Origin of the sequence: Niallia oryzisoli, assembly GCF_036670025.1 — a bacterium.
Taxonomy (GTDB): domain Bacteria; phylum Bacillota; class Bacilli; order Bacillales; family Cytobacillaceae; genus Bacillus_BD; species Bacillus_BD oryzisoli.
Map to the genome: position 1 here is coordinate 1,875,649 of NZ_CP137640.1, position 24,358 is coordinate 1,900,006.

Annotated in this window: 20 protein-coding genes; all 20 read left to right on the forward strand. The window is 38.8% G+C overall.

Going from position 1 to position 24,358, the window contains the following annotated elements:
- Positions 1-232 precede the first annotated feature (232 nt).
- The 20 genes from R4Z09_RS09485 (at position 233) to R4Z09_RS09580 (ending at position 24,093) form a co-directional block, all read left to right on the forward strand.
- Complete coding sequence (locus R4Z09_RS09485; RefSeq protein WP_338452078.1) at positions 233-1,009, forward strand: isoprenyl transferase; 777 nt, start codon at positions 233-235, stop codon at positions 1,007-1,009.
- Between the two features lie 19 nt (positions 1,010-1,028).
- Entirely contained in the window at positions 1,029-1,817 is a 789-nt protein-coding gene (locus tag R4Z09_RS09490) for a phosphatidate cytidylyltransferase (RefSeq protein WP_338452079.1), read from the forward strand.
- A 93-nt stretch (positions 1,818-1,910) separates the two neighbouring features.
- Entirely contained in the window at positions 1,911-3,053 is a 1,143-nt protein-coding gene (gene dxr / locus R4Z09_RS09495; protein ID WP_338452080.1) for a 1-deoxy-D-xylulose-5-phosphate reductoisomerase, read from the forward strand.
- 75 nt (positions 3,054-3,128) lie between these two features.
- Positions 3,129-4,394: an RIP metalloprotease RseP gene (gene rseP, locus R4Z09_RS09500; RefSeq protein WP_338452081.1), complete on the forward strand. Its 1,266-nt coding sequence runs from the start codon at positions 3,129-3,131 to the stop codon at positions 4,392-4,394.
- Positions 4,395-4,519: 125 nt separating this feature from the next.
- Complete coding sequence (locus R4Z09_RS09505; protein ID WP_338452082.1) at positions 4,520-6,220, forward strand: proline--tRNA ligase; 1,701 nt, start codon at positions 4,520-4,522, stop codon at positions 6,218-6,220.
- 192 nt (positions 6,221-6,412) lie between these two features.
- Positions 6,413-10,729 carry a PolC-type DNA polymerase III gene (locus R4Z09_RS09510; RefSeq protein WP_338452083.1) on the forward strand — a complete coding sequence of 1,439 codons (4,317 nt, stop codon included), beginning with the start codon at positions 6,413-6,415 and terminating at the stop codon, positions 10,727-10,729.
- Between the two features lie 572 nt (positions 10,730-11,301).
- Complete coding sequence (rimP, locus tag R4Z09_RS09515) at positions 11,302-11,772, forward strand: ribosome maturation factor RimP (RefSeq protein ID WP_338452084.1); 471 nt, start codon at positions 11,302-11,304, stop codon at positions 11,770-11,772.
- 39 nt (positions 11,773-11,811) lie between these two features.
- On the forward strand, positions 11,812-12,993 hold the full coding sequence (gene nusA / locus R4Z09_RS09520; RefSeq protein WP_338452085.1) for a transcription termination factor NusA: 1,182 nt from the start codon (positions 11,812-11,814) through the stop codon (positions 12,991-12,993).
- A gap of 15 nt (positions 12,994-13,008) precedes the next feature.
- Positions 13,009-13,296 carry an RNase P modulator RnpM gene (rnpM, locus tag R4Z09_RS09525; protein ID WP_422392257.1) on the forward strand — a complete coding sequence of 96 codons (288 nt, stop codon included), beginning with the start codon at positions 13,009-13,011 and terminating at the stop codon, positions 13,294-13,296.
- A complete protein-coding gene (locus tag R4Z09_RS09530) occupies positions 13,296-13,598 on the forward strand; it encodes a YlxQ family RNA-binding protein (protein ID WP_338452087.1) in 303 nt (100 codons plus the stop codon). Before rnpM ends, R4Z09_RS09530 begins: the two co-directional genes overlap by 1 nt.
- A 20-nt stretch (positions 13,599-13,618) precedes the next feature.
- Positions 13,619-15,805, forward strand: coding sequence for a translation initiation factor IF-2 (infB, locus tag R4Z09_RS09535; protein WP_338452088.1), 2,187 nt, complete (start codon positions 13,619-13,621; stop codon positions 15,803-15,805).
- Positions 15,805-16,086, forward strand: a complete 282-nt coding sequence (locus tag R4Z09_RS09540; protein WP_338452089.1) for a DUF503 domain-containing protein — start codon at positions 15,805-15,807, stop codon at positions 16,084-16,086. Before infB ends, R4Z09_RS09540 begins: the two co-directional genes overlap by 1 nt.
- A 16-nt stretch (positions 16,087-16,102) precedes the next feature.
- Positions 16,103-16,483, forward strand: a complete 381-nt coding sequence (gene rbfA, locus R4Z09_RS09545) for a 30S ribosome-binding factor RbfA (protein WP_338452090.1) — start codon at positions 16,103-16,105, stop codon at positions 16,481-16,483.
- Between the two features lie 64 nt (positions 16,484-16,547).
- Positions 16,548-17,465, forward strand: coding sequence for a tRNA pseudouridine(55) synthase TruB (gene truB / locus R4Z09_RS09550; protein ID WP_338452091.1), 918 nt, complete (start codon positions 16,548-16,550; stop codon positions 17,463-17,465).
- A 31-nt stretch (positions 17,466-17,496) separates the two neighbouring features.
- Positions 17,497-18,471, forward strand: coding sequence for a bifunctional riboflavin kinase/FAD synthetase (ribF, locus tag R4Z09_RS09555; RefSeq protein WP_338452092.1), 975 nt, complete (start codon positions 17,497-17,499; stop codon positions 18,469-18,471).
- Positions 18,472-18,578: 107 nt separating this feature from the next.
- On the forward strand, positions 18,579-18,848 hold the full coding sequence (gene rpsO, locus R4Z09_RS09560; protein ID WP_150439486.1) for a 30S ribosomal protein S15: 270 nt from the start codon (positions 18,579-18,581) through the stop codon (positions 18,846-18,848).
- Between the two features lie 251 nt (positions 18,849-19,099).
- A complete protein-coding gene (gene pnp / locus R4Z09_RS09565) occupies positions 19,100-21,220 on the forward strand; it encodes a polyribonucleotide nucleotidyltransferase (RefSeq protein WP_338452093.1) in 2,121 nt (706 codons plus the stop codon).
- 163 nt (positions 21,221-21,383) lie between these two features.
- On the forward strand, positions 21,384-22,370 hold the full coding sequence (locus tag R4Z09_RS09570) for a polysaccharide deacetylase family protein (protein ID WP_338452094.1): 987 nt from the start codon (positions 21,384-21,386) through the stop codon (positions 22,368-22,370).
- Positions 22,371-22,492: 122 nt separating this feature from the next.
- Complete coding sequence (locus R4Z09_RS09575; protein ID WP_338452095.1) at positions 22,493-23,728, forward strand: pitrilysin family protein; 1,236 nt, start codon at positions 22,493-22,495, stop codon at positions 23,726-23,728.
- Positions 23,729-23,856: 128 nt separating this feature from the next.
- Positions 23,857-24,093: a YlmC/YmxH family sporulation protein gene (locus R4Z09_RS09580; protein WP_338452096.1), complete on the forward strand. Its 237-nt coding sequence runs from the start codon at positions 23,857-23,859 to the stop codon at positions 24,091-24,093.
- Positions 24,094-24,358: the final 265 nt, after the last annotated feature.

Genomic DNA, 24,358 nt, shown 5'->3' on the forward strand with positions numbered 1-24,358 from the left:
AAATTAAATTGAAAATGAAAGGACCCTCTATCGTTTAGGGGGTTTTTTTACTCATGAAAAGGTTACAGTAAGAATACAAAATATAAATTTTTTGTTCGTACGTTTTCCCGATTTTAGAGATATCAGAGAATTTTTTTGGTATGATATAACAAGGTATATTCGTATGCCGATGAACTAATTGGGGATTCATCTTTTGTCGGAGGGTGAGATTAACCTTTTGGAGGAGCTACATATGTTTAGTAAATTTAAAATATGGAAGAAGACAAAAAACTCTTCCGATCTCCGAGAACGAATACAAAAAGTGCAATTACAGCCTATTCCTGGGCATATTGCAATCATTATGGACGGGAACGGCCGCTGGGCGAAAAAACGGGCCTTACCAAGAATGGCCGGCCATCATGAAGGTATGAAAGTAGTGCGAAAAGTAACGAAAATGGCTAATCAATTAGGGGTAAAAACACTTACATTGTATGCTTTTTCAACGGAGAATTGGAAACGGCCAAAAACAGAGGTTGAGTACTTAATGAAGCTTCCTGAGGAATTTCTCGGTACATTTCTCCCTGAACTGATTGAAGAAAACGTAAAGGTGAAAGTGATCGGATATAAAGAAGAGCTTCCATCCCATACGTTTAATGCTGTAGAAAAGGCAATTGAGAAAACAAAGAATAATACAGGTTTAATTTTGAATTTTGCTTTAAACTATGGAAGCAGATCAGAAATTATCGCAGGAGTTAAAAGTATTATTAACGATTACAAAAAAGGTGAACTGAGTGAGCATGACATCAATGAGGAAGTTTTTTCGAAGTATTTGATGACGAGCGGTTTACCTGATCCGGATTTATTGATTCGCACAAGCGGCGAAATTAGGCTTAGCAACTTTATGTTATGGCAGCTCGCCTATACAGAGTTCTGGTTTACAGATGTATTATGGCCCGATTTTGCAGAAGTTCACTTGATCGAAGCAATTGAAACATTTCAGAGGCGCCAACGTCGTTTTGGTGGAGTATAATAAAGGTGTTGACATTTAGATGAAGCAAAGAATAATCACAGCCGTCATTTTCGGGGCAATACTCATTTCCCTGACGTTAGTAGGGGGGATCCCTTTTATCATCCTTGCGTATTTGTTCGCATCGATTGCTCTCTTTGAATTATTAAAGATGAGAAAACTGAAATTATTATCTTTTTCAGGTATCTTAACATTATTTGCTTTGTGGTTCTTTATGCTTCCAGCAAAATATCAACATTTGTTGGAGCGTATCCAGGTAACGAAAATGGAAGTAATATTGATCGCTGTCTTACTCTTATTTGCCTATACGGTTGTAACAAAAAATCGTTTTACTTATGATGATGCGGCGTTCTCCATTATGTCTTTATTATATATCGGCATGGGATTTTATTATTTCATTGAAACTCGTGAAGCAGGTCTTGTTTTTATCTTTTATTCGTTATTTATTATTTGGGCTACTGATTCTGGTGCCTATTTTACTGGACGTTCAATGGGTAAAAGGAAATTATGGCCTGAGATTAGTCCAAATAAAACAGTTGAAGGTTCGATCGGGGGAATCGTTAGTGCGGTGATCGTCAGTATTCCCTTTGGTCTGTTTGCAGATATGGACACTTCCATTGTGATGCTTGCCATCATTACTATTTTTCTTTCTGTATTTGGACAAATTGGTGATTTAGTTGAATCAGCATTAAAGCGCCATTACCATGTAAAAGATTCAGGATCAATCCTGCCAGGACATGGCGGAATTTTAGATAGATTTGACAGTCTTCTGTTTGTTTGGCCTTTGATTCACTTTTTGCAGTTATTATAAAGATTAATTATCGATACTTTGGAATGTATATTCAATTACGGTAATATCTTAAAAAATAGTAGGGTTTTGCCTAAGGAGTAGGAGTGTACTAGCATGAAAAAGATCAGTTTATTAGGGGCAACTGGTTCAATTGGTACACAAACAGTAGATATTCTTTTGAACCATAGGGAACAATTTTCATTAGCAGCTATGTCGGTAGGGAAAAATATCCCGTTAGCGCGAAAGATTATCGCTGATTTGTCACCTGAGCTTGTTTCAACGATGAAAAAGGAGGACGCAGAACTACTTCAATCGGAGTTCCCTCATACATCCTTTACATATGGTGATAATGGGATAACAGAAGTGGCTGTTTATGAGAAATCTGATATTTTGGTTAATGGGGTAATGGGCAGTGTTGGTCTGCAGCCAACCTTACATGCAATTGAAGCCAAAAAATCAATTGCTCTTGCAAATAAAGAAACGCTTGTAACTGCCGGACATCTTGTTATGAGCGCAGCAAAAAAACATGGTGTGGATATCCTGCCAGTAGATAGTGAACATTCAGCTATTTTTCAAGCGTTGCAGGGAGAAAATCGAAAGAATATTGAAAGAATCATTCTAACAGCCTCTGGCGGCAGCTTCAGAGACCGAACGAGAGAAGAACTCCAACATGTAACAGTTGAAGAAGCACTTAATCACCCCAATTGGTCAATGGGCGCGAAAATAACGATTGACTCTGCCTCGATGATGAATAAAGGGTTAGAAGTGATTGAGGCTCACTGGCTTTTCGATCTTCCTTATGAAAAAATAGATGTACTCTTGCATAAGGAAAGTGTCATTCATTCCATGGTCGAGTTTCATGACAGCAGTATCATTGCCCAGTTGGGCAGTCCGGATATGAGAGTACCTATTCAATACGCACTGACATATCCTGATCGCATTCCTCTTTCTGCTCGCCAAAGGTTGAACCTGGCTGAAATCGGAAAGCTGCATTTTCAAGAAATGGACATGGATCGTTTCCGCTGCCTGAAATATGCTTTTGAGGCAGGAAAGGCTGGGGGTTCATTTCCGACAGTCCTAAATGCTGCCAATGAGGCGGCTGTTGCTGCATTTTTAAAGGGAAGGATCACTTTTTTACAAATCGAGGATTTTGTTGAGCAAGCCCTGGATCGCCACAGCATGATTATGAATCCAAGTTTGTCAGAAATAGAGGAAATTGATCGTGAAACAAGGAATTTTGTTCTTTCACTCATTTAAAATAAATAGGAAAGAAACATAATATTTTGACCGTTCATTTCTTACACTCTATCTTTAAATAAAGGTGGTTATAAATTGACTACAGTAATAGCCTTCATCGTTATTTTTGGGGCACTAGTATTTTTCCATGAATTAGGACATTTAGTTTTTGCCAAAAGAGCAGGTATCCTATGTCGTGAATTTGCGATTGGTTTTGGACCAAAGGTTTTTTCTTTTAAGAAGAATGAAACAATCTATACCATTCGATTGCTGCCAATTGGCGGCTTTGTCAGAATGGCTGGTGAAGATCCGGAAGTAATTGAAATAAAGCCAGGTTATCGAGTAGGATTAGTCTTAAATGATGAAGAAAAAGTACAAAAAATTGTCTTAAATAATAAGGATAAATTTCCAAATGCAATCATTATGGAAGTAGAATATGCAGATATTGAACATGAGCTTTTTGTGAAGGGCTTTCTTGAAGGCGATGATGATGAAGTGATGAAACAGTACAGCATCCTTGCTAATGCGGTTATCGTCGAAGATGGTGTCGAGTCACAAATTGCTCCTTACAATCGTCAGTTTGCATCTAAAACACTAGGACAAAGAACAATGGCTATCTTTGCCGGTCCGATGATGAATTTTGTTTTAGCCTTTTTTATCTTCGTACTGATTGCCTTATTACAAGGAATTCCTTCAAACGAACCAATGCTTGGAAAGTTGACAGAGGATGGTGCTGCCCTTTCTGCAGGGATGAAAGAAGGAGATGTCGTCCAATCAATTGATGATGTTGAAATCTCGAACTGGTCGGATGTCGTAGAGGTTATTCGAAAAAGTCCTGAAAAAGAATTAACTTTTTTAATCGAACGGAAAGGTAATGAGATAGAAATTCCGGTAACACCTAATACGCAAAAATTAGAAGATGGTACAACCATAGGTATCATAGGGGTATATAGCCCGGTTGAAAAATCACCGCTTAAAGCCATTACGTATGGGGCCACCGAAACCTATTTCTGGACGACAGAAATATTCTCAGCACTAGGCAAATTGATAACAGGTCAATTTTCAATCGACGCTTTATCAGGTCCAGTTGGGATATATCAATCAACAGATATGGTGGCCCAATCAGGAATCTATTATTTAATGAGATGGGCTGGAATGTTAAGTATTAACCTTGGAATCATGAATCTTCTTCCAATCCCTGCGTTGGATGGAGGCAGACTGCTGTTCTTTGCTGTTGAGGCTGTTCGAGGCAAGCCAATCGACCGCCAGAAAGAGGGAATGATTCATTTTCTAGGTTTTGCCTTGCTGATGCTTCTAATGCTCGTTGTCACATGGAACGATATCCAACGGTTCTTTTTGTAATAGAAAATTCTTAGTGGTGGAGGGCGAAATCTTCAGCCCTCCACTTATATTTACACTATAAAAAAGGATAAAGTAATTGTAGAGAAACTTATTCCTTTTCATTAATAATACCCGAGGTGCACATTATGAAACAAAGTATGATGTTAATTCCAACACTAAGAGAAGTTCCATCAGATGCAGAAATTAAAAGTCATCAGTTATTATTACGTGCTGGCTTTATCCGTCAAAATGCAAGTGGAGTCTACATTTATCTACCATTAGCAAAACGCGTTTTGCAAAAAGTAGAACAAATTGTCCGGGAAGAAATGGATGCAACCGGTGCAGTTGAATTATTGATGCCGACACTGCAGCAGGCAGAGCTTTGGCAGGAGTCAGGAAGATGGTATACATATGGTCCTGAATTAATGAGATTGCATGACCGGAATAACCGTGAATTTGCCTTAGGACCCACACATGAAGAAGTGATTACAAATCTTGTAAAAGATGAGGTTAAATCCTATAAGCGTCTTCCGCTTTCTTTATATCAAATTCAAACAAAATTCCGTGATGAAAAAAGACCGCGGTTTGGTTTATTAAGAGGAAGAGAGTTTATTATGAAGGATGCATACTCTTTCCATTCCTCCAAGGAAAGCTTAGATGAAGTGTACAATCAGATTTTTCAAGCCTATTCCAATATTTTTGCACGCTGCGGCTTAAATTTCCGTGCGGTCATTGCGGATGCAGGTTCAATTGGAGGCAAAGGTACACATGAGTTTATGGTTTTATCAGACATCGGTGAAGATACAATTGCCTATTCTGATACATCCTCATATGCAGCAAATATTGAAATGGCACCTGTCATTACCAAATATGAAAAAAGTAATGAGCCGGTAAAAGAACTAGAAAAGGTGTTAACGGAAAATCAAAAAACGATTGCTGATGTTTCTGCCTTTTTAAATGTATCTCCAGAGCATTGCATAAAAACATTATTATTTAAAGTAGATGAGAAATTTGTTCTTGTTTTAGTACGCGGTGACCATGAAGTCAACGATATTAAGCTGAAAAACATTTTTGATGCTGACATGGTTGAACTTGCAGACCCGGAGGAAACAGTTAAAATCCTTGGATGCACGATCGGTTCCCTTGGTCCTGTTAATGTTACGGGTGTAGAGGTGATTGCTGATCATGCGATTGGTGCAATAGTAAATGGTGTATGTGGTGCCAACGAAGAAGACTATCACTATATAAATGTTAATCCAGGCCGTGACTTTACTGTTACACGTTACGAAGATTTACGTTTTATTCAGGAAGGCGATTCATCTCCAGATGGTGAAGGAACGATTTTATTTGCAAAAGGTATTGAAGTGGGGCATGTGTTTAAATTAGGGACAAAATATAGTGAAGCGATGAATGCAGTTTATTTAGATGAGAATGGAAAAACTCAGCCATTTATCATGGGCTGTTATGGCATTGGTATTTCCAGAACAATGGCTTCGATTGTGGAGCAATTTAATGATGAAAAAGGAATCATTTGGCCTGTTGCTGTTGCTCCATTTGAAATTCATCTTGTAACAGTTAATGTGAAGGATGAGGTACAATCATCATTAACTGAAAATCTATATAATGAATTGAATCAAATCTATGATGTATTATGGGATGATCGTCAGGAACGTCCAGGCGTTAAGTTTGCTGATAGTGATTTAATTGGTTTACCGGTCCGTATTACGGTAGGCAAGAAGGCAAGCGAAGGAATAGTAGAAGTAAAAGTCCGTCAAACCGGTGAAATGTTCGAAATTCATACTAGTGAATTAATTAGCAAGGTTACTGAAATTCTATCTTCTCTATAAGAATGTAAAAGAGTTAGCGTATATAAAAGGATCCTATTCTTTATAGGGACCTTTTACAACGTTAACTCTTTTTTCTAAAGAATGTTATACGCATTCCTTTGATTGAATTTCGCCCTAAATAAGAGTGTAGTGTGCTATAATACTTTTTGTGTTTAAGATAGAAAAAATTTAATCGGGAGGAGAGAGATCTAAATGAGTGTTGACTCAGGAAAAAATGAGCGTTTTCAGCTCTTATTACAGCAATTAAATCTTACTGAAGATGCCATTGTTCCATATTTCTCGAAAGCCCAGATAGAAAAATTGGTAGTTGAAAAGAAGGCAAGAAAATGGCATTTTCATTTTTTATTCGAGAGAATTTTACCATACAATGTATTAAGTACATTCTTAAATAAGCTTGAAACAACTTTTGCTTATATCGCTCAGATTTCCTACTCTATTAAAGTAATAGACCCAGAGTTTTCAGAACAATTGGTAATAGATTATTGGAGAAAATGTATTCAGGAAATAGAAGGAATATCACCGCCGCTTTCTAAGCTGTTAAACGAACAAGTTCCCAAATTGCAAGGAAATAAAGTGATGATTAAAGTTCGAAATGAATTGGAAGGTTTATCGATTAAACGCAAGTATGCCAGTTTGATTTCGCAAATATATGAGGATTACGGTTTTCCATTATTTGCTGTTGATACTGAAATTTCTACCGAACAGGCGAACGAAGAATACCAGCAATTTTTATTGGCAAAGCAAAAAGAAGATGAAGAGCGAGGTATGCAGGCTCTTATTGAATTACAGAAGCGTGACGAAAATACTGATGATGCTATCGAGGATAGCGGTCCTTTAACAATTGGATTAACGATTCGTGATGATGCAGAATTTAGAAAACTGGAAGAAATAACAGATGAAGAACGCAGAATTGCAATTGAAGGATATGTCTTTAGTGCTGAAACAAAAGAGCTTCGCAGTGGCCGGACGTTACTAACCTTTAAAATTACAGATTACACGAGCTCTATTCTTGTTAAGATGTTTTCGCGCGATAAAGAAGATGCAGCGCAGTTTAATCGTGTTCAAAAGGGAATGTGGTTAAAAGTTCGAGGCAGCGTTCAAAACGATACGTTTGTACGCGACCTTGTCATGATTGGGAATGATGTTAATGAAATTAAGCCGCCGAGCAGAAAAGATACAGCCCCTGAAGGTGAAAAACGTGTTGAACTGCATTTGCACTCGCCGATGAGCCAAATGGACGCTGTTTCTTCTGTCAGCACTCTCGTCAGTCAAGCCAAAAAATGGGGACATAAGGCTATAGCGATTACAGACCATGCTGTTGCCCAATCATTTCCGGAAGCTTTTAGTGCAGGCCAAAAAAATGGCATAAAAATTCTCTACGGCGTTGAAGCAAATCTAGTCGATGATGGTGTGCCTATCGCCTACAACTCGGCCCATCGAAATTTAGCAGATGATACGTACGTTGTATTTGACGTTGAAACAACAGGGCTGTCTGCTGTATACGATACGATTATTGAACTGGCAGCTGTTAAGATTCGCGGAGGAGAAATTATTGACCGCTTTGAATCTTTCGCCAACCCGCATCGCCCGCTTTCAGCAACGATTATCAATTTGACACATATTACAGATGATATGCTGCAAGATGCTCCTGAAGTGGAGGCTGTATTAAAAAGATTTCATACATGGGTAGAGGATGCTGTCCTGGTTGCCCATAATGCTTCCTTTGATATGGGCTTTTTAAATATGGGTTATACAACCATTGGTTTGGAGAAGGCATCAAACCCTGTTATTGATACATTAGAGTTGGGGCGATTTTTATATCCTGAGATGAAGAACCATCGTTTAAATACACTGGCCAAAAAGCTGGATGTTGAATTAACACAGCATCACCGTGCTATCTATGATGCTGAAGCAACCGGATATATTTTAATGAAAATGTTAAAGGATACGGCTGAAAAGGGAATTGAATATCATGACCAGTTAAATGATAATATGGGACAAGGAAATGCATATCAAAGATCTAGACCATACCACTGTACATTGCTGGCACAAAATGATGCCGGCTTAAAAAATCTATTTAAATTGATATCTATTTCTCATATTCATTATTTTTACCGGGTGCCGAGAATTCCCCGCTCGCAGTTAGAAAAATATCGCGAAGGAATCATTATTGGCTCTGCCTGTGATAAAGGAGAAGTATTTGAAGGGATGATGCAAAAGGGCCCTGAGGAAGTGGAAAAGATTGCCAGGTTCTATGATTATCTTGAAGTACACCCGAAGGAAGTATATCAGCATTTAATTGAACTTGAGCTTATTCGTGACAATAAAGCATTGGAAGAAATCATCAGTAATATTGTCATGCTAGGTGAAAAGCTAAATATTCCGGTTGTCGCTACAGGGAATGTTCATTATTTAAATCCAAATGATAAAATTTACCGAAAGATTCTTATTAACTCTCAAGGCGGGGCAAACCCGTTAAACCGTCACAAGCTTCCGGATGTTCATTTTAGAACAACAAACGAGATGATTGATGCTTTTTCCTTTCTTGGATTAGAGAAAGCAAAGGAAATTGTTGTTGAAAATACGAATAAAATTGCTGATATGATAGATCATATTAAACCGATTAAAGATGACTTATATACACCGAAAATTGAAGGGGCCGAAGATGAAATTCGCAACATGAGCTACAATATGGCCAAACAAATTTATGGTGATCCGCTTCCGGAAATTGTAGAAGCAAGGCTTGAAAAGGAATTGAAAAGTATTATCGGTCATGGGTTTGCTGTTATTTACTTGATTTCGCATAAACTGGTAAAAAAATCGCTTGATGACGGCTATTTAGTTGGATCCCGTGGTTCGGTAGGATCATCCTTGGTTGCAACTATGACTGAAATTACCGAGGTCAATCCATTGCCTCCGCATTATATATGTCCGGAATGTAAGCATTCCGAATTCTTTAATGATGGTTCTGTCGGCTCTGGCTTTGACCTTCCTGATAAAGAATGCCCAATCTGCGGTGCCATCTATAAAAAAGAAGGTCAGGATATTCCGTTTGAAACCTTCTTAGGCTTTAAAGGGGACAAGGTACCCGATATTGATCTTAACTTCTCCGGCGAATATCAGCCGCGGGCCCATAACTATACAAAGGTATTATTCGGAGAAGATTATGTATACCGTGCCGGGACAATCGGTACAGTCGCGGACAAAACAGCATTTGGTTATGTAAAAGCATACCAGCAGGACAATAACCTGCAAATCCGTGGAGCTGAAGTTGAAAGACTTGCTTCAGGCTGTACAGGGGTTAAGCGGACAACCGGACAGCATCCAGGGGGGATCATTGTTATTCCGGACTATATGGATGTATACGATTTTACACCAATCCAGTTTCCAGCCGATGACAGAAATTCAGAATGGCGGACAACTCATTTTGATTTCCATTCTATTCATGATAATGTATTGAAGCTTGACATATTAGGACACGACGATCCAACCGTAATCAGAATGCTGCAGGATTTAAGCGGGATTGATCCTAAAACGATTCCAACGGATGACCCGGAAGTAATGAAAATATACAGCAGTACCGAATCATTAGGTGTAACGGAAGAACAGATTATGTGTAAAACTGGTACACTGGGAATCCCGGAATTTGGAACTCGATTTGTCCGGCAAATGCTTGAAGATACGAAGCCGACAACCTTTTCTGAGCTGGTACAAATATCTGGTCTATCACATGGTACTGATGTGTGGCTTGGAAATGCACAGGAATTGATCCAAAATAATATTTGTACACTGCCAGAGGTAATTGGCTGTCGTGACGATATCATGGTTTATTTAATCTATCAAGGTCTTGAACCATCACTTGCTTTTAAAATCATGGAATCAGTCCGGAAAGGGAAAGGCCTGACAGATGATATGGAAGCAGAAATGCGTAAGAATGAAGTGCCTGAATGGTATATTGATTCCTGTAAAAAGATTAAGTACATGTTCCCTAAGGCCCACGCTGCAGCCTATGTATTAATGGGTGTTCGTGTTGCTTATTTTAAGGTGCATCACCCGATTCTGTATTATGCAGCCTATTTTACCGTTCGTGCAGAGGATTTTGATCTTGAGGCTATGGCACAAGGTTCTGCTTCAATCAAGGCGAAAATTGATGAAATAAATGGAAAAGGTCTGGATGCTTCTACGAAAGAGAAAAACCTGCTTACAGTGTTAGAGCTGGCGCTTGAAATGTGTGAACGGGGTTATTCTTTTAAGAATGTTGATCTCTATCGTTCAAGTGCTGCGGAATTTATTATTGATGGCAATTCATTAATTCCTCCATTCAATGCGATTCCGGGTTTAGGGACGAATGCGGCATATAATATTGTAAAAGCACGTGAAGAAGGCGAATTCCTTTCAAAAGAAGACCTTCAGCAAAGAGGAAAAGTTTCAAAAACGATTATGGAATTCTTGGATAATCAAGGCTGTCTTGAATCACTGCCAGACCAAAATCAGTTATCATTATTTTAATCGTATATACTGGTCGGGTCTGACCAAGCCGCTTCCGCATTTCGGTGTTGTCCAGTTCCGGCGCCTAGCTGCTCGAGGTCATAAGCCAAACCGATGATGAGACGAAAGGGCGCGTCTCATCCCCGGTATGCTTGTCGCTGCTGGGCAAGGCGCCTTCACTTTTATGTGGTGTCTAGCTGCAGCGGCTAGACCCTCGGGACATAAGATGGGCTGGCGAGAAGGTTAAAGAACAACCTTCCCTCCAGCCCATCTTATGCCTGCCGGGTCTGACCAAGCCGCTTCTGCATTTCAGTGTTTGCATTAAATTTTTGGATATGGTATAGTTTTATTGGAAATACTAAGGATAACTCTGGTAATAAAGAGTGGGGAAACCCACTCTTTCGTATTGTCTATACATATCCTGGTGAGTTATTGCTTTTTGGAAACGGCCCTGTTTAAACAATACGGTTGATTTTTGTAACTCCTGTGCTCCTAAGCTTTCTTCATGCAGTAGGAAGAAAGCATAAGCAATAGACAGGAGTTTTCTACATTCATCGCAGACTTATGGTGCTTAAGTGTAAAGGAGGGATACCGTGAGTAAAGTGACAGAAACGGTTAGTCAATTAGTCACTCCGATATTGGATGATATGGGACTTGAACTTGTTGACATTGAATATGTTAAAGAAGGAAAAGACTGGTTTCTTAGAGTGTTTATTGATAAGGAAGCCGGCATTGATATTGAGGAATGTGGTTTAGTAAGTGAGAGGCTAAGTGAAAAGCTGGACGAGGTTGATCCGATCGTGCACAATTACTTCCTTGAAGTTTCTTCACCTGGAGCAGAGCGCCCTCTAAAAAAGGATAAAGATTTTGAAAAGGCGATTGGGAAAAATGTATTTATTAAGACGTACGAACCAATCGACGGCGAAAAGCAGTTTGAAGGAATTTTAACTCACTTTGATGGAATAACTGTTACAGTAGAAATCAAAATAAAAACAAGAAAGAAAAGTGTGAACATTCCTTTTGAAAAGATTGCGCAAGCAAGACTTGCTGTTAGCTTTTCTTAATTCAAAGGAAGAACTGTAAATTAAGGGGGAACCATTCTCATGAGCAGTGAATTATTAGATGCTCTGTTATTGCTTGAAAAAGAAAAAGGAATTTCTCGTAATGTTATAATGGAAGCGATAGAAGCAGCGCTTATTTCTGCCTATCGCCGAAATTTTAATCAAGCACAAAATGTAAGAATTGATATTAATTTAGGCGCTGGGACGATGCGTGTGTTTGCACGTAAAGAAGTGGTCGATCAAGTATTTGATCCTCGACTGGAGATTTCTCTTGAAGATGCACACCGCATTAATCCTAATTACCAAATTGAAGATGTGGTTGAACTCGAAGTGACACCAAAGGATTTCGGGCGAATTGCGGCCCAAACAGCTAAACAGGTCGTAACACAACGTGTACGTGAAGCAGAACGTGGTATTATTTATTCGGAATTTATTGATCGTGAAGAAGATATTATGACTGGGATTGTTCAGCGCCAAGATCCGAAATTTATCTATGTCAGCCTCGGGAAAATTGAAGCGATTCTTCCAAGCAATGAACAGATGCCGAATGAAAGATATAAGCCGCACGATCGCATCAAAGTATTTTTAACGAAGGTTGAAAAAACCACGAAAGGACCGCAAATCTTTGTATCTCGTACACATCCGGGATTATTAAAACGATTATTTGAAATAGAAGTACCTGAAATTTATGATGGTACGGTAGAAATTAAATCAGTTGCCCGTGAAGCAGGCGACCGTTCAAAAATTTCTGTTCACTCTGATAATCCTGAAGTAGATGCAGTAGGATCTTGTGTGGGACCGAAAGGATCTCGTGTTCAGGCAATTGTCAATGAATTGAAAGGTGAAAAAATTGATATCGTAAAGTGGTCTGCTGATCCTGTTGTATTTGTCGCAAATGCGTTAAGTCCTTCAAAAGTACTTGATGTGATCGTTAATGAGGCAGATAAAGCAACAACGGTCATTGTGCCTGATTATCAGCTTTCCCTTGCAATCGGAAAACGCGGTCAAAATGCACGATTAGCTGCAAAGCTGACTGGATGGAAAATTGACATCAAATCGGAAAGTGATGCACGTGAGGCAGGTATTTATCCACGTGAGGAGTCATTATTAACGTTTGATGAAGAAGATGTTGAAGAAGATGTGGATTTTAAGCTTAATAATGAAGATCTCGATGTAAATGATGAGATCAGCATTGATTCTAACGAATTTGATGAAGAACGATAAGAATTCCAAGGAGGGATGAGGGTGAGCACTCGAAGAAAAATACCTTTACGTAAATGTGTCATGACTGGTGAAATGAAACCCAAAAAAGAATTAGTTCGAATCGTCCGTTCTAAAGAAGGAGAAGTGTCTGTCGATTTAACGGGTAAAAAATCTGGTCGAGGCGCATACCTTTCCTTGGATAAAGAAACCGTTCTAGCTGCAAAGAAGAAAAATGTGTTAGCTAATCATTTACAAGTATCAATTGATGATTCAATATATGATGAGTTATTACAGCTAATCGAAAAGGAGAATCGATTATCCTAATGAATGAACATCAATGGATATCATTGCTTGGATTAGCCAATCGAGCGCGGAAAATTATTTCGGGAGAAGAGTTATCGGTGAAAGAAATTAGAAGCGGTAAAGCAAAGCTAATTCTATTATCGGCCGATGCTTCTGCAAATACAGCTAAAAAAATTACGGATAAATGCAGATCCTACGGAGTTCCTTTAAAAACCATTGAAAATCGAGAAATACTGGGACGGGCAATTGGGAAAGAAGCACGTGTTGTGGTGGCATTATTAGATGAGGGATTTGCAAAAAAATTGATGACGCTGCTCGATTAAATATCAGCGGGGGTGAAAGTATGAGTAAAATGCGCGTGTACGAATACGCAAAAAAATTAAATATTTCAAGTAAAGAAGTTATTACGAAATTAAAAGATATGAATATAGAGGTTTCAAATCATATGACAACAATTGAGGATGATGCTGTGAAAAAGCTAGACGGTTACTTTCAAAAAAAAGATGACAAAAAGCCTGAAACAACAGGGCAGCAAGGAAATGCAAAGCCGCAGAATCAATCAAAGACCGATAACGGTCAACATGTGGTAAAAAACAAAGATGTTATTAAATCGACACCAAAAAAACCAAGTCAAGGTCAAAATACACAAGGGAACCAAAAAGGCGGCTTTAATAAAAATAAAGGCAAAAATAATCATAATCAGAATAAAAATAAAAATAACCAACATAAAGGTAAGCAACAGTTTCATGCACAGCCTGAAAAAAAGAAAGAAAAAGAACTGCCTGCTAAAATTACGTTCACTGATTCTTTAACTGTTGCTGAGCTGGCAAAAAAGTTGCACAGGGAACCATCTGAAATCATAAAAAAATTATTTTTACTTGGTGTTATGGCAACGATTAATCAGGATCTTGATAAGGATGCCATTGAATTAATTGCCGGTGAATACGGAGTCGAAGTAGAAGAAGAGATTAAAATTGATGCAACGGATCTTGAAGTTTACTTCACAGATGACGAAGAAGTTGAATTAGTTGAAAGACCTTCTGTTGTGACGATTATGGGCCACGTTGACCATGGTAAAACAACACTGCTTGATTCTATACGACATACAAAAGTAACAGCAGGCGAAGCGGGGGGAATCACGCAGCATATCGGTGCCTATCAAGTGGTTGAGAATGGGAAAAAGATTACGTTCTTAGATACACCTGGACACGCTGCTTTTACAACGATGCGTGCTAGAGGAGCAAAAATTACCGACATCACCATTCTTGTTGTAGCTGCAGATGATGGGGTTATGCCACAAACCGTTGAAGCGATCAACCATGCGAAGGCTGCTGAAGTTCCAATCATTGTAGCAGTCAATAAAATCGACAAACCAACAGCAAATCCTGACAGGGTTATGCAGGAATTAACAGAACATGGTCTCGTTCCAGAAGCATGGGGTGGAGATGCCATTTTTGTACCAATATCTGCAAAAACTGGAGAAGGAATTGATTCCTTGCTGGAAATGATTCTGCTCGTAAGTGAAGTGGAGGAATATAAAGCTAACCCAAATCGTAAAGCGGTTGGAACGGTTATCGAAGCGCAATTGGATAAGGGTCGCGGATCTGTTGCAACTTTACTTGTCCAAAACGGTACATTAAAAGTTGGAGATCCAATTGTCGTTGGTCATACATTTGGACGTGTCCGTGCTATGGTAAATGATTTAGGACGACGAGTGAAAGAAGCCGGTCCATCAACACCGGTTGAAATTACTGGATTAAATGAAGTGCCGCAAGCAGGAGATCGTTTCGTTGTTTTTGATGATGAAAAAACAGCACGTCATGTGGGAGAAGTGAGAGCATCATCTGCTCTACAAGCGCAGCGCAGTGAAAAAACAAGAATAAGCCTTGATAATTTATTTGAGCATATGAAGCAAGGCGAAATGAAGGAATTAAACATTATTATTAAAGCCGATGTTCAAGGCTCTGCAGAAGCACTTGCAGCATCATTACAAAAAATTGATGTTGAAGGTGTAAATATCAAGATTATTCATACTGCTGTAGGGGCAATTAATGAATCGGATATTTCACTTGCTGCTGCCTCAAATGCAATTGTGATTGGATTTAACGTTCGTCCGGATAATAATGCAAAACGTGCCGCTGACCAAGAGGAAGTAGATATTCGTTTACACCGCATCATCTACAAAGTAATCGAAGAAATTGAAGCTGCCATGAAAGGAATGCTTGATCCAGAATTTGAAGAAAAAATTATTGGTCAAGCAGAAGTTCGTCAAACCTTTAAGGTATCCAAAGTGGGAACGATTGCCGGAAGCTATGTAACGGACGGAAAAATTACCCGCGACAGTGGCGTTCGTTTAATCCGTGATGGAGTCGTTATTTTTGAGGGCGAAATTGATGATCTAAAACGTTTTAAAGATGATGTCAAAGAAGTTAGTCAAGGCTATGAATGTGGCATTACAATTAAGAACTTCAATGACGTTAAAGAAAATGATGTCATTGAGGCATACATTATGGAAGAAGTGGAACGTTAATGATAGTTGGCTTAGCAGCCTTCGAATGTATTATTTACGATTCTCATTCCTTAAAAGAAAAGCGGGCAGTCTTACAGCGGGTGATGACACGATTAAAGCAAAAGTATAATGTGTCAATTGCTGAAGTAGATTTTCAAGATACATGGCAAAGAAGTAAAATCGCCATTACTGCAGTTGCATCTGCTCATGTTGCAGTAGAAATGGAATTGCAGAATGCCCTTAAGTTTATTGATTCGTTTCCAGAATTGGAACGGACCATCACCGATATAGAATGGCTTTGATAAACGAGGTGAGATTATGAGCGTGAGAGCAAATCGTGTTGGGGAACAAATGAAAAAAGAGCTCGGTGAAATCATTGGGCGTAAAATTAAAGATCCGCGCATTGGCTTTGTGACTGTAACGGATGTACATGTAACTGGAGACCTGCAGCAGGCAACCGTCTATATTTCCGTTTTGGGTGATGAAAAGCAGCGTGAAAATACTTTAATCGGACTAGCAAAAGCAAAAGGTTTTATTCGTTCAGAAATTGGACAACGGATTCGTTTGCGTAAAACACCTGAAATATTGTTTGAATTTGATGAATCAATCGATTATGGACATCGAATTGATACTTTACTGCATCAAATTCACAATGAGGAAAAAGTGAACGAAAAAAATGAAACAGACAATAACGTTTAATATGAAAAATGGATAGACATCGGTCTATCCATTTTTTTCAGATGATAGAAAGGATCATAACATAATGGAAGGTATAATTCCTCTTTATAAGCCGAAGGGTATGACATCACATGATTGTGTATTTAAACTAAGAAAGATATTACATATGAAAAAAGTGGGTCATACTGGAACTCTTGACCCGGACGTAACAGGCGTACTGCCGATTTGTATCGGAAGAGCTACAAAGGTAGCCGAATACATTACTGATGCTGGTAAGGCATATGAAGGAGAAGTAACCATTGGGTTCTCGACCACGACCGAAGATGCAGGTGGGGAAGTAATCGAGAGAAAAGCAATTGATCGTGTCATTGATAGAAAGGAAATCCTTAAAGTACTTGAAGACCATACAGGGACGATAGAACAAACCCCGCCAATGTACTCAGCTGTTAAAGTAAATGGCAAAAAATTATATGAATATGCCCGGCAAGGAATTGAGGTAGAGCGTCCAACAAGAACGGTCACGATTTATTCCATAGATCTTTTGGATGACCGTCAATCCTTTAGCGGAGAGCAAATTTCATTTCGATTTCGTGTTTCCTGTAGCAAAGGAACATATATACGAACGCTTGCTGTTATGATTGGCGAGTCGTTAGGCTATCCTGCACATATGTCTGATTTAAGCAGAATTCAATCAGCTGCATTTTCACTATCTGACTGTTACACGTTTGAAGAGATTGAAGCAAAAATGGCAGATGGGACTCTTAAAGACATTCTACATCCAATCGAAGCGGCATTAAGCTATTTGCCCAAATATATGATTAGTGATAAAATAGCGGAGAAAGTCAAAAATGGAGCTATTTTACCTATTCCTGAGTCATTCAAGCAGGAAAGGAATCCGATTGTGGTTGAAACAGAAGCGGGTAAAGCATTAGCGATTTATATTCATCATCCAGCGAAAACGGGCATGATGAAACCGGCAAAAGTGCTAAGTTCCCTAGAGTAAGCATGCTTTAAAGAAAAGGTGATACTTAAACGTGGAAATATATTATCTAGACCATCCGCATCATTTGAAACAAGAAGATATTCCGCCATTGGTTATGGCTTTAGGTTTTTTTGATGGTGTCCACCTTGGACATCAAAAAGTAATCTCAGCTGGCAAAAATGAAGCTGACAAAAGGCAATTCAAAAGTGCCGTTATGTCTTTTAATCCGCATCCTTCTGTTGTTCTTGGAAGGAGTGTACAGCATGTTAAATATATTACCCCGCTTGAAGAAAAAATTGGGTTAATTGAAAAACTTGGCATTGATTATTTTTTTGTTGTCCGTTTTACCGAAGACTTTGCCAATTTATTGCCTCAGGAATATGTTGATCGTTATTTAATTGATTTGAACGTTAGACATGTTGTTGCAGGTTTTGACTATACATATGGACGAATGGGGAAAGGGACGATGGAAACATTAACCTTTCATTCAAGAGAGAAATTTACTTTTTCAGTTATCGACAAACTGCAGTATGGTCAGGAGAAAATTAGTTCAACTGCTGTTAGAGACTGTATTCAAGATGGCGAAATGGAACAGCTCCCCCATTTTCTTGGCCGTTTTTATACGACAAACGGCCATGTTATTCACGGGGAAAAACGGGGAAGAACAATTGGATTTCCAACGGCAAATGTTGATATTCATGATGATTATCTTTTACCGCCGACTGGTGTTTATGCTGTAAGGTTTAAGATTGCAAAAAGCAGCGAGACATTTCAAGGTGTATGCAATGTTGGTTATAAACCAACTTTTCACAAGGAAATAGCAGATAAACCCTCTATTGAAGTGTATATTTTTGATTTTGACCGTAATATTTACGATGAAAAAGTAACAATTGAATGGCATCGCAGGCTGAGAAGTGAACAAAAATTCTCGGGAATAGAGGAACTGGTTGCGCAAATTGAGAAAGATAAAGAGAATGCCCGAGATTACTTTGAAAAATGCAGGACAGGCACTTGCATTTTATCGTAAAAAGATGTATTCTTATTAACGTATCAAATTGAACCATTGCTTGGCAAAACGACTCACCAACGTTTGCTCAGTGATTGGGGATTTGAAAAATTAGGAGGTGAAGCAGGATGGCAATCACTCAAGAGCGCAAAAATGAACTTATCAACGAGTACAAAGTACACGAAACTGATACTGGATCTCCAGAAGTTCAAATCGCTGTCCTTACAGAATCAATTAATAACTTGAATGAGCATTTACGTACACATAAGAAAGATCATCACTCACGTCGTGGTCTTTTGAAAATGGTTGGTAAGCGTCGTAATTTATTAACTTACCTACGTAATAAAGACGTTCAACGTTACCGTGAACTGATTAATAAGCTTGGTTTACGTAGATAGTCAATGAAAAGCGGGAATTTTCCCGCTTTTTTATTAGCTTAAAAATGTCTACCATATTTTAGGGAAAAGGTACATTCGTTTTTTGAATTGTATCTCTATCATGGCTTAATATTTAAAAAAATTGTACATAATAGTAATAGCTATGTTTTATCATAAGAAAACTGCTTTATATATATAGAATCAGTATGTGCGGATCGTATAGGTTTCGCTGTACCTCTAATGTATTACAGGTAGAGAGGAGTAATAATTAAATGGGACAAGAGAAGCATATTTATTCAATAGATTGGGCTGGCCGAAAATTGACTGTAGAAATCGGACAGTTAGCAAAACAGGCTAATGGTGCTGTATTAGTTCGTTATGGAGATTCAGCCGTGTTAAGCACTGCAACCGCTTCAAAAGAGGCAAAAAATGTTGATTTCTTCCCGCTGACTGTGAATTATGAGGAACGTTTGTATGCAGTTGGTAAAATACCAGGAGGCTTCATCAAAAGGGAGGGACGTCCAAGTGAACGGGCTATTCTGGCCAGCCGGTTAATCGATCGACCAATTCGACCTTTATTTGCTGATGGCTTTAGAAATGAAGTTCAGGTCGTCAGCATGGTTATGAGTGTGGACCAGGATTGTTCAACTGAAATGGCTGCCATGTTTGGATCTTCACTTGCACTTAGCGTTTCTGATATTCCATTTGAAGGCCCGATTGCAGGTGTAACAGTTGGAAGAATTGATAATCACTTTATCATCAATCCAACTGTGGAGCAAGCAGAAAAAAGTGATATTCATTTAGTGGTCGCAGGAACAAAGGATGCCATTAATATGGTTGAGGCAGGAGCAGATGAAGTACCGGAAGAAATCATGCTCGAAGCCATTATGTTCGGTCATGAAGAAATCAAGCGGTTAATTGCCTTCCAAGAAAGTATTGTCGCTGAAATTGGGAAGGAAAAACTGGAAGTTGTTCTGTTTGAACTTGATTCTGTGTTGGAAGCGGAAGTGCGTGTGATTTGTGAAGCAGACATGATTCAAGCGATTCAAGTTCAAGAGAAACATGCCCGTGAAGAAGCGATTAAAGATGTAAAAGATCAAGTATTAGCTCAATATGAAGCAAAAGAAGCAGATGAAGATACTTTAAAACAAGTTAAACAAATATTAGATAAATTGGTTAAAGGTGAAGTTCGCCGCCTTATTACAGAAGAAAAAGTACGACCTGATGGCCGCGGTATTGATGAAATTCGTCCGTTATCTTCTGAAGTAAACATTTTACCTCGCACACATGGATCCGGCTTGTTTACACGCGGACAAACGCAGGCGTTAAGCATTTGTACACTAGGTGCTTTAGGCGATGTGCAAATTTTAGATGGTTTAGGACTTGAAGAAGAAAAAAGATTTATGCACCATTATAACTTCCCTAATTTCAGTGTTGGTGAAACAGGACCAATGCGTGGTCCAGGACGCCGTGAAATTGGACATGGTGCATTAGGGGAAAGAGCGTTAGTAGCTGTAGTCCCAGATGAAAAGGAATTTCCATATACAATACGTCTGGTTTCTGAAGTATTGGAATCTAACGGTTCCACTTCGCAGGCAAGTATTTGCGCCAGCACACTTGCAATGATGGATGCAGGGGTGCCAATTAAAGCTCCGGTAGCAGGAATTGCCATGGGGCTCGTAAAATCAGGTGAATATTATACGATTCTGACTGATATTCAAGGGATGGAAGACCACCTTGGAGACATGGACTTCAAAGTTGCAGGAACTGCTAAAGGTGTAACGGCATTACAAATGGATATAAAAATTGAAGGATTGTCTCGAGAAATTTTAGAAGAGGCATTGCAGCAGGCGAAAAAAGGCCGGATGCAAATTTTAGAATCCATGCTTGCAACGATTGATAAACCAAGAGGCCAATTGTCAAAGTTTGCTCCGAAAATCTTAACGATGACGATCAACCCTGATAAAATTCGTGATGTTATTGGACCAAGCGGCAAACAAATTAACAAGATTATCGAAGAAACGGGCGTTAAAATTGATATTGAGCAGGATGGAACGGTCTTCATCTCTTCAGTGGATGAGGAAATGAACCAAAAAGCTAAACATATTATCGAGGATATTGTTCGTGAAGTTGTACCTGGGCAGTTGTATCTTGGTAAAGTAAAGAGAATTGAAAAATTCGGTGCGTTTGTTGAAATATTCCACGGTAAGGATGGTCTCGTTCACATTTCTGAATTAGCAGAAGAACGCGTTGGAAAAGTCGAAGACGTCGTCAAAATTGGGGATGAGATGCTTGTCAAAGTCCTTGAAATTGACAAACAGGGCCGGGTAAATTTATCTCGTAAGGCTGTCTTAAAGGAACAAAGAGAACATGAGGAAAGTGCTCAAAAATAAAAAAAGATAGAAAGATACTTACAAAAACAGTCAGGCCCACCCTGACTGTTTCTTTTTGTCTAGCGGAAGCAGCCAGCCCCTCGAGTCATAAGACGCTTCCGCTTTTCTTTTTCGTTCTACCTTGTCCCGCTTTTTCATATTTTATATGGAGGAGGCAGGATGAATGAAAAAAATGTTTGTTTTTGGATTTATTTTTGTGATGGCATTTATGTTGGTGAGTAATCCTTATACAAGTCAATTTATAAGTAATCAAAAAGGCGATCTCCTTGCTGTCAGTAAACCAAAGGATGCTCTTTATCAAGAAATTGTCTCAGAAAGTGAGAAATACAGGGTACCCGCTCAAGATGCAAAAATCGATCCCATTTGGAAAGCGATACCTGGATATAATGGCTTGGAAGTCGATACTGAAGCTTCTTACAAAAGAATGAGGGAAAACGGAGAATTCGATGAAGATAAACTCATATTGAAACAAATAAAGCCCAATGTTCATCTAAAAGAGCTTCCACCTGCTCCGATTTATAAGGGGCATCCGGATAAACCAATGGTCAGCTTTATCATAAATGTTGCCTGGGGAAATGAATATTTATCGGACATGTTAGCCACATTGAAGAAACACCATGTAACCGCTACATTTTTTCTTGAAGGCAGATGGGTTCAAAAAAACCCCGAATTGGCTAAAATGATTACTGATGCAGGGCATGAGGTAGGGAATCACTCGTTTACCCATCCAGATCTGAAAATGAGTTCTGCAGCGAAAATTCGTCAAGAAATAACGAAAACGAACGAAGTGATCAAAGCAACAACAGGCATAAGCCCCGTTTGGTTCGCACCTCCAAGTGGCAGCTATCGTGATGAAGTCGTTACGATTGCTGCTGAAGAGAAGATGGGAACAATTATGTGGAGCGTCGATACAATTGATTGGCAAAAACCCTCTCCCGATGTATTAGTTAATCGCGTGATGAGCAAGGTACATAATGGAGCCATCATTCTCATGCATCCTACTTCGTCAACAGCCCAATCGTTAGACCGATTAATTACATCCATAAAAGAAAAGAATTTGCAAATAAATACAATTTCCGAATTATTTCAAGAAGAAAGGCTGCCGAAAACCCTTCCAAGAGAAAAAATAAAAGACAATGATAAGAATTGAGTTATTTTGCCTAAAAGTCAAGATTTTGGAAAAAATAAAGTTATTAGTATATACTTACTTGGCATAGAAAAATTAAATTTGATTGAATCAAGCAACTGAGGTTTAGAACAGGAGGAATTTATTTGATAAAGAAATATACATGTCAAAATGGTGTTAGAGTGGTTTTAGAAAATATTCCAACAGTTCGTTCTGTAGCAATCGGAGTTTGGATTGGTACAGGCTCACGAAATGAGACTCCTGATAATAATGGGATTTCACACTTTCTGGAGCATATGTTCTTTAAAGGGACAAAAACAAGAACATCACGGGAGATTGCCGAGTCCTTTGATAGTATCGGCGGGCAAGTAAACGCTTTTACATCGAAGGAATATACTTGCTATTATGCAAAAGTGCTTGATAACCACGCCCAATTTGCCTTAGAAGTATTAGCAGATATGTTTTTTAATTCGACTTTTGTGGAAGAGGAATTAGTTAAAGAGAAAAATGTGGTTTATGAGGAAATAAAAATGTATGAAGACACACCTGATGACATTGTTCATGACCTGTTAAGTAAGGCCATCTACGAGGATCATTCATTAGGCTATCCAATATTAGGGACAGAAGAAACTTTATCCACTTTTACCAGTGAAACGTTAAAGGAATATGTACATAACATGTATACACCTGAACATGTTGTGATAAGTGTTGCAGGAAATATTTCTGAATCATTCATTAAGGAAGTGGAGGCATTATTTGGATCCTATAAAGGCGGGAAACGCGAGCAGGAGTCTGCTGTACCTGTTTTTCATACAAACCGTGTTGCTCGAAAAAAGGAAACAGAGCAGGCCCATCTTTGTCTTGGGTTTGAAGGCCTACAAGTTGGACATGACGACATCTATAGTCTCATATCGCTCAATAATATTTTAGGCGGCAGCATGAGCAGCCGTTTATTCCAAGATGTGAGGGAGCAAAGAGGGCTTGCCTATTCTGTTTTCTCTTATCATTCTGCATTTGAAGATACAGGGATTGTAACTATTTACGGAGGTACCGGCGCCAAGCAGCTTGACCTCTTATTTGAAACGATTCAAGAAACTCTTGCAGTTTTAAAAAGAGACGGCATTACGGAAAAGGAATTAACAAATAGTAAAGAGCAGTTAAAAGGGAGTTTGATGCTGAGTCTAGAAAGTACAAACAGCCGCATGAGCCGCAACGGTAAAAATGAACTGCTGCTTGGACTGCACCGTTCACTAGATGAGATTGTAGAACAAATTGATTCGGTTACAAAGGAAGATGTTGATAAAATGGCTAATAAAGTGTTTACCGATCAATTTTCCGTTTCATTAATAAGTCCTAATGGTGAGCTGCCAAAAGGGATATAATAGGATGAATTTAATAAATATGACAACTCTCCTTGAGTTTCCTCTTATCTGAATAACGAAGTCTAAACGGACCTAACTGCTAGTATGAATATAGGGAGGTCAACTGTTAAAGATGGGGGGAGAGAAGTTTGAGATTAAGTGAATTAAGTGGGAAAGAAATTGTTGATGTCAATCGTGCTGAACGTTTAGGTGTCCTTGGACAGACAGATTTAGAAATTAATGAGAAAAGCGGACAAATCGAAGCATTGCTCATTCCTACTTTAAAATGGTTTGGCATGAAAAAACACGGTGGAGAGATTCGTGTTGAATGGGAGCAAATAAAGAAAATTGGTAATGACATGCTGATTATTGATATGGAAAAATAAAAAAGGAAAAAAAGGTGGCTCTAATGAGTCACCTTTTTTTCCTTTTTTTAATTAAATAGATTAATGCCTAGTGCAAAAAAAGATCCAGGTTTAATTGACTTAGACAAAACGCCACTAGCGTCACCGATTAGGTAAATGTAACATATGATGTTGAAGTAGTTCTTCATCAGGCATCTTGTTGAATGGCAAGTGGCTATGTGAAGGGATTAGGTGGATGAATCCAAAAAATGGGCTTCATGAAAAGAATCAAGCTCTTTTATACATG